The organism is Streptomyces sp. NPDC006435 (assembly GCF_040612315.1).
Classification (GTDB): Bacteria; Actinomycetota; Actinomycetes; order Streptomycetales; family Streptomycetaceae; genus Streptomyces.
Genome location: NZ_JBEXPY010000088.1, coordinates 1 through 14,018, shown reverse-complemented (window position 1 = coordinate 14,018; position 14,018 = coordinate 1). Strand labels below are relative to the sequence as shown.

The window sequence follows — 14,018 nt, the reverse complement described above, 5'->3', positions numbered from 1 at the left end:
CTCCCGCACCCCCCCAAACCCGCGCCACAAAAACAACCCGCCCCCCCCCCCCCCCCGCCCCCGCCCCCCGGTTGTGTTGTTGCCAACCCCCCCCCCCCCCGACACCGGACCCGCTGGAGCGTCCGCCGGTGCCGGTGCCGGTGCCGGGAGTTGTGGACCGGGGACGGGGCGGGGCGCCGTCAGCCGGTTCCGCCGGGCCGCTCCCCGAGCAGCCGGGTGCGGAACAGGTCCAGGACCGTGTCCAGCGCCTGCCGGGTGGGTTGGCCGGGCTCGTCGACGAGATGCTCCGTCAGCACCGAGTGCGGCGGCAGGACGGCCTCGGGGTTCGCGGCGGCGTCGTCCAGCTCGACGGCGACGAAGGCGTCGCCCAGTTCGCGCCGGAGGTGTGCGAACCGGTCCCCGGGCACCAGCCGGTCGCCCCGGAAACGCAGCCCCAGGACCTGGAGCCCCTCGCGCTCGCACCGCCGCCGGACGACGGCGAGCTCCTCGGCGCCGATGTCGATGGTGCCCGCACGGCCCGGGAGGACGGCGAGCGGCAGCGACGGCTGGGAGAGCACCGGGGCGACGAGCCGCTCGTCCGCTGCCATGGCCAGGGCGAAACCACCGGTCACGCACATGCCGACGGCACCGACGCCGGGGCCGCCGCAGCGCTCGTGCTCGGCCGCCGCCAGGGCGCGCAACCACCGCACGACCCGGGAACTGCGCCCCGTGGCCAGGACCGTGAACTCCCGGCTCACGCACACCTGCCACATCGACGAGGCCGTGTAGCGGACGGTACCCGTCCAGCCGTGGGCGGCGGGGTCCGCGTCGCGTCCGGGGGTGCCGAAGAGCACCGGGAGCACGGCCGTGCAGTTCGACGCGGCGACGCGCTCGGCGAACTCCAGGACCTTGGGGGTGATGCCGGGGATCTCCGCCATGATGATCACGGCAGGTCCCGTGCCCCGGCGCAGCACCCGGCGGGTGGCGCCGTCATGGGTGAACGTGCCCCGGGTGAAGCCGTCGAGATCGTGGTCGGCCACGGGTCGGCCCTCCCTCCGCCGTCTTTTCCGCCCTCAAGTTACCGCGAGGTAGGCGATGTTGGCGAGGAGCCCCGGGGTTCCGCCCGGCGCACGGGCCTGTTCATCGGGGCGTACGGGCCCCATCATGCTTCCCACCGCCCATCGCCCGCGTGTGACCCGTCGGACGGAGAAGCCGTGCCCGCTGTGCGCAGAAGACTGCTCCCGCTGCTGGCCGCCCTCGTGGCCCTGCTGGTCCCGGCCGCCTCGGCGCACGCCGGGCCGCGTGCCGCGGCCCGGGTCCCCGTGATCCTCGTCCACGGCTACAACGCCGACCCCGGCGTCTGGGGCGCGCTCCGGGCCGATCTCAAGGTCGGGGGATACACCGACGCCGAACTCTTCTCCTGGGGCTACGACACCCACCGGTCCGTCAACGAGACGCTCGCCGGCCGCTTCGCCGAGTACGTCGAGGAGGTCCGCCGGCGGACCGGCGCGGCCCGGGTCGACGTCGTCGCGCACTCCTTCGGCAGCCTCGTCACCCGTTGGTACGTCAAGCACGGCGGCGGCACCGGGACCGTCGCCCACTGGATCTCCCTGGCCGGGCCCAACCACGGCACGTCCCTGGCCTGGGCGTGCGCCCTGTGGGACCAGGCGTGCCGTGACATGACCCCGGGCTCGTACGTCCAGGAGCGGCTGGCCGAGGGCGACGAGACACCGGGCGCCGTCCGGTACGCCACCTGGTGGTCCGGATGCGACGAGATCATCGACCCGGACGGCAGCGTCCTGCTGGACGGCGCGGTGAACCACGACGCGGGCTGCGTCAAGCACAACGACCTGCTGGGGGACGACGGAGTCTCCCAGCAGGTGCGTGATTTCCTCAGGACGTAGGCGGGCCGGGGGTCACACGGCCGGCAGGCCGGTCAGCCGCTTCGCGTGCAGGGCCGCCAGCCGGTTGCCCTCGGACGCCAGGTACCACTTCTGGATGTCCTTGGTGCCGTCGTTGTAGGTCCAGCGCAGTTTCCCGTCGGCGGCGTCGAAGGCGAGGATGCCGCCGTTGTCGTCGAACTCCGTCGCCCCGTAGAGGGTGTCGCCCACCTTGGCGAACTGCCACGGGTAGGCGACGTCCAGCGAACCCTTGTTGTGCCAGACCTTCTTCCCGGTCGCGGGCTCGACCGCCCACAGTCCGTGCACGGTGTCGGACGCGTAGAGGACCCCGTCCAGGAGCGCCGGGTCGTTGAACCGGCTGAACTCCTCGGTGGCCAGCGACCAGCGCTCCTTCCCGTCGGCCAGGCCGAAGGCGCGCAGACGGCGGCCGTTGGCGATGACGACCAGATCGTCGTGGACGACGAAGTCGAGGTTGTTGGACCGGCCGATCTTCTTCGTCCACGTCTGCTGCCCGGTCGAGGTGTCGCGGACGGTGAGGTTCTCGCGGAAATCGGTGTAGACGAGGTGGCGGCCGACGGCCTTCGCGGTGACGCCGCTCTCCTCCGTGCCGTGGTCGCGCTGCTCGCGCCAGACGACCTTGCCGCTGGTGGTGTCGATCGCGGCGATCACGTTGTCCGGTGTCCGGAAGTCCTTGTCGAGGATGCCCGCGAGGACGTACACGTGGTTGTCGTCCGCGGCGATCGGACGGGGCTGGGAGTACTCGGTGCCCAGGTGGCTGCGCCAGGTCTCCTTGCCGGTGGCCGGGTCCAGCCCGACGACGTTCCCGTCGTACTCGGCGCTGGCCAGGTAGAGGGTGCCGCCGCCGATGAGCATGTTGGCGCCGGGAGTGGTGACGCCCTTGCGGGACCACACCTCCTTGCCGGTGGCGATGTCGCGGCCGACCAGGGGGTCGCCGGACACGAGGACGATGCCGCCGACCACGGTGAGGGCGTGGTTGCCGGACAGGGAGGTGTTCGTCGTCGTCCCCTGCCACAGTGCCTCGGGCGCGGTGTTCGGCGGCGGGGTGGTGAAGGAGCCCCCGCCCTTGCCGCCGCCCGGCTTCCGCGTGGCGCCACCGGGTTCCTCCTCCGGCGTGCACCCCCACACACCCGCACCGAGCAGTGCCAGCCCCAGGCCCTTGCCTGCCAGCTTCATCACCTGTCGGCGTGACGCGTTGTCCCGGATCATGGTTCCGTCCCCGTCTTCCTGCGATGTCGATGCCCGGCGCACCGGACGCGGAGGGCGTCCCGGTGCGTCCGAGGAGTCCCGTCCGCTTTGCGTATGGGACTTTGCGGGCATGCCCTCGGAGTCGGATCAGGTTAACCGTCGAATTTCGGCCAGTAGGAGGCCAGGACGCGGCCGGGACATCCCTGTGACCGAGCTGTCACGGTGACACAGGGGAGAATTGCTGGAGTTGACCGTTTCCGATCCGGTCTGTTGCCCATGGTGATCCGGCCTCCCGGCCCGGACGGCGGCGGAGCGTCCCCGAATCCGCAGTGGCGACCGGGAACACGGACAGAGGGGTGGCGGTCCCGGTCGCGAAGCAGCGGCCCATGAACCGTGTGTACACGACAGAGGCGGCTCGATAGCCTGGCCGCATGGGGGAGAGATTACGCGCGGTCGTGCGCGATGTGGTGACGGAGAAGGCCCCGCAGGAACTGGTGCTGCTCGACTCCCTGGAGTCCGCCGACGACGAGCGGGTCACCGCAGTGTTCGCCGGCCGGACGGCCCGGGAGGACACGCTCGGCTTCGGCCTCACCGAGGTCGCCGCCCTGATCACACCGGTGGTGTGGCTGGTGCTGAACGAGTTCGCCACCAGGGGGGCCGGCGTCGCGGCGGACAGCCTGCTGGCCCGGACGCGGGCGGGGCTGCGCAGGGTCCTGCACCGTCCGGATGCCGCCCCGGAGCACGAGATGCCCGCCCTGACCCCCGGCCAGCTCCGCGCCGTCCACGGGCGCGTACGGGAGCGGGCGATGGCCGAAGGGCTCGACGGCACGGCGGCCGAGGGGCTGGCCGACGCCGTGGTCTCCAGGCTTGCCAGGGAGGAACCCGCCGGACCGCAGGGGGACGACACCGGGGAGCAGCCGGACCCGGAGTGACGGGAGGAGACGCCGGGATGACTTCCGTCGAGACCCGCGATCTGGCCGGGCGCGCGGCGACGCGGCGTTTTCTGCTGCTGGTCCTGGTCCTGCTGGCCTCCTGCACGGCCCTGATCAGCCGGACGGTGCTGACCGTCGACGCCACCGTCGCACTCCCGCGGTGCGTGCGCGGCAGCGGCGTCGCCCCGGACTCACCGGCCTGGCAGATCGGGCTCGCCGTCCGCTTCCACCAGGACGTCGTCGGCTGCCGGTCCGACGCGGCCGAGGGCGCGGTGTACATCGCGCTGCTGTACACCGCGGCCGTCGTCGCGACCGCCCTGACGCTGTACTGGTGGCTGCCCCGCTGGAAGCGGCGGGGCGGCCGGCTCCCCGAGGTGCCCGGCGCGGACGGGACGGCGGTGCGCCGCCGGATGCTGAACGAGGCCCACCGGCAGGAGGGTTGGCCGGACCGGCCGGACCGGGTGGCCTCCCCGGACGCACCGGGCCGGGAGGACATGGCGGACCGGACGGGGGCCCGCGACGGCACGGCGGACCGGACGGGGACAGGGGCCGACGACGGCGTCCCGGACTCCCTCCCGATGCATCTGGCCCTGCTGGTGCGCCGGGCCGGTCTCTCCCGCGCCCCGGACTTCGTCATCCGCCCCGGGGCGCTCTCCGCCGGTGCCGTCGCCTTCGGCCGCGCCCGCCGGTACACCGTCTGCCTGCACGCGGGACTGCTGGCGCGCCGGACGACGGATCCGCGCAGGTTCGAGGCCGTGGTTCTGCATGAACTGGCCCACATCCGCAATCGCGACGTGGACCTGGCCTACCTCACCGTGGCGCTCTGGCGGACCTTCCTGGCCGTGGTGCTGATCCCCTGCCTCGGCATCCACGGCCTGCTCATCGTCCAGGACCGGATGCTCGGGTCGGGGCGCCTCTACTGGGAGGGGGCCGCGCCCGGCCTCGGCGAGCTGGTGCTCGGCGTCGCGCTGGTGGCGCAGACCCATCTGGTGCGGGCCGACATCCTCCGGCACCGGGAACTCGTCGCCGACCACGACGCCGTGGCGTGCGGTGCCGACCCCGAGGTCTGGTCGGCCCAGCGCCCGCCGGTCCGCGGGAGCGGGTGGATGGTGGCCGCTGCACGCCGGACGGTACGGCCGCTGCGCACCCACCCCTCCTGGTCGCAGCGGTACGAGTCGCTCATCCGGCCCCCGGCCGTGGACCGCGGGGGCACGAAGACGCAGTTCGCGCTGTTCCTCGGCGCGCACGTCACGCTTGTCTACTGCGTGGTGTCCTGGCTGCGGCTCGACGCGGTGCCCGCGAGAACGGTCCTCTCCCTGGCCTATCTGACCGTTCCCCTGATCGTGGCCACGGGCAGCGCGGTGAGGCCGCGGAAGGCGACGCGCCCCACCGGCCCGCCGCCGGGCGGACCCGCCGGGTTCGTCGGACCCGTCGCCCCCGCCGGAGCCGCCGCGCCCGTCGCCCCCTGTGCCGGCCGGGCGCCCCTGATCGGCCCGGCCCCGACGGTGCCCGCGAATCCTCCCGGACCCGGGATACGCCGGGGATCGCGAACCGTCCGCGCCTTCTGGCTGGGGCTCTGCGTGCTTCCCGTGCTCTACGTCTACGAACCCCTGTCCGACCTCGCGGAACCCACCGACACCATGGACGAGGTCCTCGCCTCGTCCTGGTCCCCTCCGCTGTTCCAGTCGCCGCGATCGGACCCCGGCACCCGTGCCCGGGTGGCGGCCTGGTACGACGACGGCGGCCGGGAGAACCTCCGGCGCCAGGAGGTCCAGCTCTCCGGGAACCCGGTGAAGGACATGTACGAGGGGGCGGGGAACGGACTCCCGCGCCGTTGCGAGGAGATGCGGAGGACCCTGGCGGACAGCCTGGAACTGCCCCCGTACCCCGATCCGTACGGCGAGAAGAACCGACGCGCTCTGCTGACCTCGTTCGCCGAGGGCAACCGGCTCGTCTGCGTGCCCGAGGACGAACGCGCGGACCGGCTGCAGCTCACCGCGGCCCTCTGGTACATGAGGGCGGCCGGGGCCCTCTCGGAGTTGCGGAAGCTCGACCCCGGGGCGGACTGAGGCCGGCCGGGCCGCCCCGGGCGACGGCGGTCGGCCCCTTCTCCCGGCTCGCGCGCCTTTCCCGACGCGTGTGCACCGGCCGATCCCGCACCGGCAACGGCGAGGGCGCCGCACCGGATCGCTCCGGTGCGGCGCCCTCGGGTCTCCCGTCCGGGTCAGGCCAGGGACGCTGCACGGGCGGGGTCGATGGCGTGCTGGAGGGGCTCCTCCCGCACGAGACGGCCCAGCTCGTCGAGGACGAGCTGCCCGAGGCGGTTGCGTTCGGCCCCGACGGCACCGCCCAGGTGGGGCGTCAGGATGACGTTGGGCAGGGCGAACAGCGGCGAGTCGGGGGAAGGGGGCTCCGGGTGCGTGACGTCGAGGACGGCGGTGAGGTCGGGCCTGGCCCGCAGCACCTCCGCCGCGGCCGGCTCGTCGACGAGCGCGCCGCGCGCGGTGTTGATCAGCGTCGCGCCGTGCTCCATGGAGCTCAGCAGCCGGGCCCCGATCGTGCCGCGGGTCTCGGGCAGGAGCGGGGCGTGGAGGCTCACCACCTGGCAGGTGGCGAAGAGCTCCTCGATGCCGACGAGCCGTACGCCCGCCCGCCGGGCGGTGTCCGCCGGGGCGACGGGGTCCGTGGCGAGGACCTCCACGTCGAAGCGGGCGAGGTGGGACGCGACGAGGCAGCCGATGTGCCCGAGCCCCAGCAGCCCCACGCGCGACCGGTAGCCGCCGGGGACCTTCGGGTTGTGGGGGAAGCTGCGGCTGCTCGACACCTCCCGGCTGATGCGGTGGACCTGCTTCAGGCCCAGGAGGATCTGGGCGAGGGAGAACTCCGCCACCGGGATGGCGTTGGCCGCCGCCGCCGAGACGATCGGGATGTCGCGTGCCCAGAACTCCGGTGTGGTCAGGTGCCGCACGGAACCCGCCGCGACGAGCACCGCCTTGAGCCGGGGGGCGTGCGACAGGAGTGCGGCGTCGAGGACGGGCGCGCCCCAGCCGGTGAACAGGACGTCGACCTCCCGCAGCACCCCGGGGTCCGCGTCGAGCTGCTCCCGGGTCAGGGGCGGGCCCTGCCAGCGGGCGATCCGGCCGATCCCGGCCAGCACCTCGTCGGGGTAGACGTCCGCCCTGCGCTCCTCCTCCATGACCAGCAGTGCCGTCGGTCCGGTGGTCGGCTCGTTCATGTCGTACGCTCCTCAGCTCTTCCGCTGACGGAACGTCAGCGAATCGACCCACGAACCCGGTCGGGCGTGTGGGGAAATGTCTGACTGGATGTCGAGGATTGGCGTGGCTTGTTCGGTACCTTGGCCGACGCGCTTGCAGCACGATACATCGGATGACTGCAAAGCCCCTCAAGTGAAGCTTAGTCGCCTTCCGTTCAGGGTCCCATGGGTCGCCATGGGTGCGCGTGATCGCCGCAAAACGGAATGGCTGGTTCCTCAAGGGGCCGTACTACCGCCCCATCAGGCAATACCTCGGGGTGTCCGGCCTCTTCGCGGGGGTGCCGGGCCGTAGGTGAGGTGTGGGGGGAGGTTCATGCCGGAGGTCTTGCGGGCTTCGGCTAAATTTTTGTATTCATCGGACTATTGACCGTGGATTCGGACCCCGTTAGCGTCCCGAGCAAGCGCTTTCCAGGCCAGCTGTGATGCGTCGAAACAGGAGTTGTCATGCAGAGATCGCGGTGGATCGGTGCGGGTGTTCTCGCTTCGGCACTGGTCCTCACCAGCTGTACATCAGGGCCTGCGGGAGTGGACGCCGAACAGGATCCCAAGGCCCCCCTCGAACTGTGGACCAGGACGACACCGGGCGGACCGGGGGAGCAGGGGGCGCTCAGGCTCGCCGCGGCCTTCGAGAAGGCCACCGGCTACAAGGTGAAAGTCACGGCGATCTTCGACGACTTCGAGACCAAGCTGCAGCAGCGGGCCGCGCAGAAGAAGCTTCCCGACATCGTCATGAACGACGTGACGCAGCTCGGCGCCATGCACAGCCAGGGCCTGCTGCGGGAGATCGACCTGGGCAAGCTCAAGAACAGCGGACAGGTCGTCGGCCAGGGGCTGGACTCCGGCAAGAGTGTGGACGGCAAGCAGTACGGCCTGCCGTACTCGGCCCAGGCGTCCGCACTGCTCATCCGCAAGGACTGGCGGGAGAAGCTGAAGCTCCAGGTCCCCGGGAGCTGGGACGACTTCGCCGCGATGGCCAAGGCCTTCACCGAGAAGGACCCCGACGGCGACGGCAAGAAGAACACCTACGGCCTCGCCGCGCCCCTGTCCACCAAGCGCGGATACGCCTCCTGGTACTTCTCCAACTTCCTCTGGGCCGCGGGCGGTGACTTCATCACCGGGGCCGGGGACGGCAAGTACAAGCCCGCGATGGCCACGAAGGAGTCGGCCGAGGCGGTGAAGTGGTTCCGCGACCTCGGCTGCAAGGACAAGGTCATCCAGCCCGGCGCCGTGACCATGGAGACCCCGCCCACGAACGAGACGTTCGAGGCGGGCCGGACCGGGATGTTCGTCGTCGGCCCGTACCTGCTGCCCCGCTTCGACGAGACGCTCGGCAAGGACAAGTACGAGGTCGTGCCGATGCCCAAGGGCCCGAAGGACGCCACCGTCCTCGCCGAGGGCGGCTCCGTCTACCTCATGGCCGGCTCCGAGAACATGGCGGGCCAGGACGCCTTCGCCGACTTCGCGATCTCCGCCGAGGGCCAGAAGACCGGCATGCAGGGCGAGACCGGCTTCACCGTCCAGCTGCCCGTCAACAAGACGGTGAAGATCTCCGAGGTCCGCCCCGACCCCCGCTGGACGACCTACGCCGAGGTGTACCAGAACTCCGGCCGGTACGCCCCGTCCATCCCGAACTGGACCCCCGTGCGGCAGACGACGGCCGAGACCGTCAACGCCCTGATGGCCGACTGCGGGCTGGACGTCGACACCAAGCTCGGCGAGCTCGACAAGCAGCTCGCCGACATTCTCAAGGAACAGGGAATCGCCGCGTCATGAGTCTTGACCAGGCGGATCCGGCCGCCCTCCCGGCGGCCGGCCCCGCCGCCCGGACCACGGGCGGCCCGGCCGGCAAGACCGCCACCGGCCGCCGCGGGCGCAGCGGCCGCAGCGGCCGGTGGTGGACGCCCTGGCTGTTCCTGGCCCCCGCACTGCTGCTCTTCCTGTACTTCAAGTTCATCCCCATGGCCAGCGCGCTGACCATGTCCTTCCAGGAAGTACAGCCCTACCTCGGCAACAAGTGGGTCGGCACCGAGAACTACTCCACGGTGCTCCAGTCCGACGGCTTCCGCGAGGCGGCGTGGCACACCGTCGTCCTCGCCGCCGGACAGACCGCCGGCTCGATGCTCCTCGGCCTCGTGCTCGCCCTGTTGATGGAAGGGCAGGGCCGCCGCCTCGGATTCGTGCGCTCCGCGGCGTTCCTGCCGGTGGTGGTACCGATCGCGGTCGTCGCCGAGCTGTGGCGGATCATGTACCACCCGACCGGGGACGGCATGCTCAACTCCATCCTCGGCCTGGTGGGATTCGGCCCCTCGGGGTTCATCAACGACCCCGACTCGTCGATGGCCTCCATCATGGTCACCGGCATCTGGCGCGGCGCCCCCTACGACATGATGATCTTCCTCGCCGGACTCACGAGCGTGGACCGCGGCCTGTACGAGGCCGCGAAGGTCGACGGCGCCTCCAGGTTCCAGCGGGTGTGGCACGTGACGGTGCCCGGACTGCGATCGGTGTTCTCGATCCTGTTCATCCTCGCCGCGATCCGCGGACTGCGCGTCTTCACCGAGGTGTTCCTCCTCACCAACGGCGGACCCGACGGCTCCACCGAAGTCGTGATGACCCTGATCTACAAGCTGGGACTGGAGCAGAACCGGCTCGGCGTCGGCGCGGCGGGAGCCGTCCTGCTCTTCGTCGCGACGCTGATCCTGACCATCGCCGTCCACCTGTTGCGACGGAGGGAGAGCAAATGAACGCGCCGACCGAGACGGCCCTGGGCCTGACCGAGAGCAGGAGCCCGGGCGGACGGATCCTGAAGGCCGTCACCTACCTGCTGGTACTGATCGTCTTCGCGGGCCCCCTGCTGGCCCTGCTGGTCAGCGCCTTCGGCCACGTCAAGGACCCCACGCAGCTGAGCATCATCCCCTCGGGCGCGACCCTGGACAACTTCAGGATCGCCTTCGACCAGGGCGTGCTCGCGTACCTGCTGAACTCGTTCTTCGTGGTCGGCTTCGGACTGCTGCTCCAGGTGGCCGTCTCCGTCCTCGCCGGCTACGCGCTGGCCAGGAAGATCTTCCCCGGGATGACACTGGTGCTCGTCGCCATCCTGGCCACGCTCATGCTGCCCGAGGAGATCCTGGCCCTCCCGCTGTCCGTGATCCTCGCGGACCTGCCGGTGGTCCACTTCAACCTCATCGGCACCCTGGCCGGAATGATCGTCCCGCTGGGCGCGTGGGGATTCTCCATCCTGGTGATGACCGAGTTCATGAAGGACGTGCCCAAGGAACTTGAGGAGGCCGCACGGATCGACGGCGCCGGGGACCTGCGCATCTTCGCGCAGATCATCATGCCGATGTGCAAGCCGGCGCTCGGGGTCATCGGAGTCTTCGGCTTCACCATGATCTGGGACCAGTACCTGCTGCCCCTCCTGGTCTCCACCGACTCCTCCTCCTACACGCTCCCGCTGGCGCTGCGAACCCTGCGGATCGACCCCGCCGTCACGCCCGGGGTGGTGATGGCCGCGTCCCTGCTGGCCCTGCTCCCCTCCGTGATCGTCTTCCTGTTCTTCCAGCGTTCCTTCGTCCACGGCCTGTCCTCCGGCGCACTGAAGGGCTGACCGGGCAGCACCCTCGGCGCCCCTCGCCGCGCGGGCCGGCCACCGAAGAACCGACGGCCGGCCCGCCGCCGCGCCCCGAACCACCCCGCACGACACCGCCTTCCGGTCACACCGGCCCACGCGCCGGCAGTGCCCGGCGGACATCGACGACAAGGAGCGATGCCCCATGACCCCGAGCGCCGACACCCCCTCGGTGGCCCCGCCCGCGCCCGCCGCCCCGACCCCCGCCGGGAGCCCGGAGACGACCTGGTTCACCACCGACCGGTTCGGCATGTTCGTCCACTGGGGCCTGTACTCCCTGGCCGCCCGGCACGAGTGGGTCAAGAACCGGGAGGAGCTGACCGACGAGCAGTACCAGGTCTACTTCGACCACTTCGACCCCGACCGCTACGACCCGGTCCGGTGGGCCAGGGCGGCCAGGGCGGCGGGCATGCGCTACGTCGTCCTGACCACCAAGCACCACGACGGCTTCTGCCTGTGGGACAGCGCCCTCACCGAATACAAGGTCACCAACACCCCGCACGGCCGCGACCTCCTCGGCCCGTTCGTCGAGGCGTGCCGCGCCGAGGGGCTCAAGGTCGGCTTCTACTACTCGCTGATCGACTGGCACCACCCCTCCTTCCCCGTGGACGGCACCCACCCGCAGCGCGACGACGAGGAGTTCAAGGCCGCCCACGCCGACCGCGACATCCGCGACTACCGGCGCTACCTGCACGGCCAGGTCCGGGAACTGCTGACGTCCTTCGGACGCATCGACTACCTGTTCTTCGACTTCTCCTACGCGGGCCGGATCTGGTGGGGAGGCAAGGGCCCCGACGACTGGGACTCCCCGAAGCTCCTGGAGACGGTCCGCGAACTCCAGCCGCACATCCTGGTCAACGACCGGACCGGCCTTCCCGGCGACTTCGTCACCCCCGAGCAGTACCAGCCCTCCGGCCCCATGACCGAGAACGGCCGGCCCGTGCTGTGGGAGGCGTGCCAGACGCTCAACGGGAGCTGGGGCTACGACCGCGACAACCTCGACCACAAGAGCGCCGACCTGCTGATCCGGATGCTCGTCGACGGCGTCTCCAAGGGCGGCAACCTGCTGCTCAACGTAGGACCCAACGGCCGCGGCGACCTCGACCCGCACGCGGTCACCGTCCTCGACGGGATCGGCCGGTGGATGGACCTGCACGAGCGGTCCATCCGCGGCTGCGGCCCGTCCCCGTACACCGCACCCGCCGACTGCCGGTACACCCAGCGCGGCAACCGGCTCTACGTCCACCTGTTCGCCTGGCCGCTGGGCCATCTGCACCTGCCCGGACTCGCCGGCCGGGTCCGGTACGCCCAACTGCTGAACGACGCGTCCGAGATCATCCGGGTCCGGATCGACCCCGACCGGCCCGCGCTCAACACGGAGATGGGAGGGCAGCCCGCAGGCACGCTCACCCTGAAGATCCCCGTCCAGCGCCCCGACACCCCCGTACCCGTCATCGAGCTGTACCTCGACACCCCGGACGACCGGGCCGACGGCTGAGCCGGCTCCAGTCCCGGTCGGTCCATCACCACACTCACGGAGGCATCATGCAACGCCGCACGTTCCTCATGGGTACCGCGGCAGGGGCGGCGCTGGCCGCCGCCCCCACCGGCGGACTCCTCACCGCGAGCGCGACCGCCGCCCCGGCCGCGATCGGCTCGCTGGACGAGCTCCGGGCCGCGATCGACCGGGCACGGCCCGGCGACCGGATCGTCGTCGCCGACGGCCGGTACACCGTCCCGTCGGACCGGCCCCTCACCATCCGGGACAAGCAGGGCACCGGGCGCGCGCCCATCACCATCGCGGCCCGGACCCCGGGCGGCGTCATCCTCGACGGACCCCACAGCTTCGTCCTCGACGGGTCCAGCCACATCACCCTCAGCGGCTTCTCCTTCCGCCAGAGCACCACTCTGGAGATCCCCGAGACCTGCTCCCACATCAGGCTCACCCGCAACGACTTCCAGCTCGCCGACATCGAGGGCCTGCACTGGGTGATGGTGCGCGCGGACGACAGCACGGTCGACCACAACCACTTCCACAACAAGAGCACCCTCGGCATCTACCTCGGCATCGAGGGCGCGGGCACCGAGGAGATGGCCCAGCGCGTCCACATCTTCCGGAACCACTTCTCCGACCACAGCTTCGCCGGGTCCAACGGCGGCGAGCCGATCCGGCTCGGTGTCAGCCCCCGCGCCCTGTCCAGCGCCCACGCGGTCGTGGAGTACAACCTGTTCGAGCGCGCCGACGGCGACCCCGAGGCCATCTCCGTCAAGAGCTCCGACAACACCATCCGGTACAACACCATCCGCGACAGCTTCGGCGGCATTGTCCTGCGCCACGGCAACCGCACCCGGGTGGAGGGCAACCACCTGCTCGGCGGCACGGAAGGAATGCGGGTCTACGGCAACGACCATGTGATCGTCAACAACCACCTCAACGGACTGTCGGGCCGGGCCCTGGTGATCGGCAGCGGTTCGGAGCGCGACCACCTGCCCGGCGAGACACCCGAAGCGCGCCGGGGCAATGACGCGCCGGACCGGGTCCTCATCGCGTACAACACCCTTGTGAACAACAACGGAACGCTCTCCGGGGAGAGTCACCGCCCGCACGAGCCGCGGGATGTCACCGTCGCCGACAACCTGTTCGTCGCGGACACGGGTGAACTGGTCGAGATGGCGAACACCGTACGTTTCGCCTGGTCCGGCAACATCCTGTGGGGTGCGGCCACCGACGGCAACATTCCGGCCGACGGCTTCACCCGCGTCGACCCGAAGCTGGTGACGGGCCCGGACGGCGTCGCCCGGCTGTCGGCGGGCAGCCCGGCGATCGGCGCCGGCACTCTCAGGAAGCCGCCGGTCACCCATGACATCGACGGGCACCCGCGCGGCCGGCTCCGGGACGTGGGCTCCGACGAGTACTCGGACAGGGCCCCCAGGAACAAGCCGCTGACCCCGGCCGACGTCGGCCCCTACGCCCGCTGAGCACTGCCGGAGGCGGGGGGGGGGCGGGGCGCCCGCCGCCCCCCCCCCCGCAACACGCGCCACCACGCCCCGCGGCGGGGTAAACTGAAGGTAGGCGAGAGGGGGAACAAGGGATAGAA

At 71.3% G+C, this 14,018-nt stretch carries 11 protein-coding genes; 8 read left to right on the top strand and 3 right to left on the bottom strand.

What is annotated here, in order from left to right:
• Nucleotides 1–179 precede the first annotated feature (179 nt).
• Nucleotides 180–1,019 (bottom strand): dienelactone hydrolase family protein, encoded by an 840-nt coding sequence (locus tag ABZZ04_RS38580; protein WP_356936913.1) that lies wholly within the window; start codon nucleotides 1,017–1,019, stop codon nucleotides 180–182.
• A 174-nt stretch (nucleotides 1,020–1,193) separates the two neighbouring features.
• Here ABZZ04_RS38580 and ABZZ04_RS38575 point away from each other — a divergent pair, with 174 nt between their 5' ends.
• A complete protein-coding gene (locus tag ABZZ04_RS38575) occupies nucleotides 1,194–1,883 on the top strand; it encodes a triacylglycerol lipase (RefSeq protein ID WP_356936912.1) in 690 nt (229 codons plus the stop codon).
• Between the two features lie 12 nt (nucleotides 1,884–1,895).
• Here ABZZ04_RS38575 and ABZZ04_RS38570 read toward each other — a convergent pair whose 3' ends face one another.
• On the bottom strand, nucleotides 1,896–3,107 hold the full coding sequence (locus tag ABZZ04_RS38570) for a PQQ-binding-like beta-propeller repeat protein (protein WP_356936911.1): 1,212 nt from the start codon (nucleotides 3,105–3,107) through the stop codon (nucleotides 1,896–1,898).
• A 410-nt stretch (nucleotides 3,108–3,517) separates the two neighbouring features.
• Here ABZZ04_RS38570 and ABZZ04_RS38565 point away from each other — a divergent pair, with 410 nt between their 5' ends.
• Together ABZZ04_RS38565 and ABZZ04_RS38560 are read left to right on the top strand one after the other, a co-directional pair.
• Entirely contained in the window at nucleotides 3,518–4,018 is a 501-nt protein-coding gene (locus tag ABZZ04_RS38565) for a hypothetical protein (protein WP_356936910.1), read from the top strand.
• A 17-nt stretch (nucleotides 4,019–4,035) separates the two neighbouring features.
• On the top strand, nucleotides 4,036–6,087 hold the full coding sequence (locus ABZZ04_RS38560) for a M56 family metallopeptidase (RefSeq protein ID WP_356936909.1): 2,052 nt from the start codon (nucleotides 4,036–4,038) through the stop codon (nucleotides 6,085–6,087).
• A 155-nt stretch (nucleotides 6,088–6,242) separates the two neighbouring features.
• Here ABZZ04_RS38560 and ABZZ04_RS38555 read toward each other — a convergent pair whose 3' ends face one another.
• Nucleotides 6,243–7,253: a hydroxyacid dehydrogenase gene (locus tag ABZZ04_RS38555; RefSeq protein WP_356936908.1), complete on the bottom strand. Its 1,011-nt coding sequence runs from the start codon at nucleotides 7,251–7,253 to the stop codon at nucleotides 6,243–6,245.
• Nucleotides 7,254–7,817: 564 nt separating this feature from the next.
• Here ABZZ04_RS38555 and ABZZ04_RS38550 point away from each other — a divergent pair.
• The 5 genes from ABZZ04_RS38550 to ABZZ04_RS38530 all read left to right on the top strand — a co-directional run bounded on the left by ABZZ04_RS38550 (nucleotide 7,818) and on the right by ABZZ04_RS38530 (nucleotide 13,899).
• Nucleotides 7,818–9,065 carry a sugar ABC transporter substrate-binding protein gene (locus ABZZ04_RS38550; RefSeq protein ID WP_356936907.1) on the top strand — a complete coding sequence of 416 codons (1,248 nt, stop codon included), beginning with the start codon at nucleotides 7,818–7,820 and terminating at the stop codon, nucleotides 9,063–9,065.
• The gene (locus ABZZ04_RS38545) at nucleotides 9,062–10,036 is read left to right on the top strand and encodes a sugar ABC transporter permease (protein WP_356936906.1); all 975 of its coding nucleotides are present in this window, start codon (nucleotides 9,062–9,064) and stop codon (nucleotides 10,034–10,036) included. Before ABZZ04_RS38550 ends, ABZZ04_RS38545 begins: the two co-directional genes overlap by 4 nt.
• A complete protein-coding gene (locus ABZZ04_RS38540; protein WP_356936905.1) occupies nucleotides 10,033–10,899 on the top strand; it encodes a carbohydrate ABC transporter permease in 867 nt (288 codons plus the stop codon). Before ABZZ04_RS38545 ends, ABZZ04_RS38540 begins: the two co-directional genes overlap by 4 nt.
• Nucleotides 10,900–11,065: 166 nt before the next feature.
• The gene (locus ABZZ04_RS38535; RefSeq protein ID WP_356936904.1) at nucleotides 11,066–12,418 is read left to right on the top strand and encodes an alpha-L-fucosidase; all 1,353 of its coding nucleotides are present in this window, start codon (nucleotides 11,066–11,068) and stop codon (nucleotides 12,416–12,418) included.
• A gap of 47 nt (nucleotides 12,419–12,465) precedes the next feature.
• On the top strand, nucleotides 12,466–13,899 hold the full coding sequence (locus ABZZ04_RS38530; protein ID WP_356936903.1) for a polysaccharide lyase 6 family protein: 1,434 nt from the start codon (nucleotides 12,466–12,468) through the stop codon (nucleotides 13,897–13,899).
• Nucleotides 13,900–14,018: the final 119 nt, after the last annotated feature.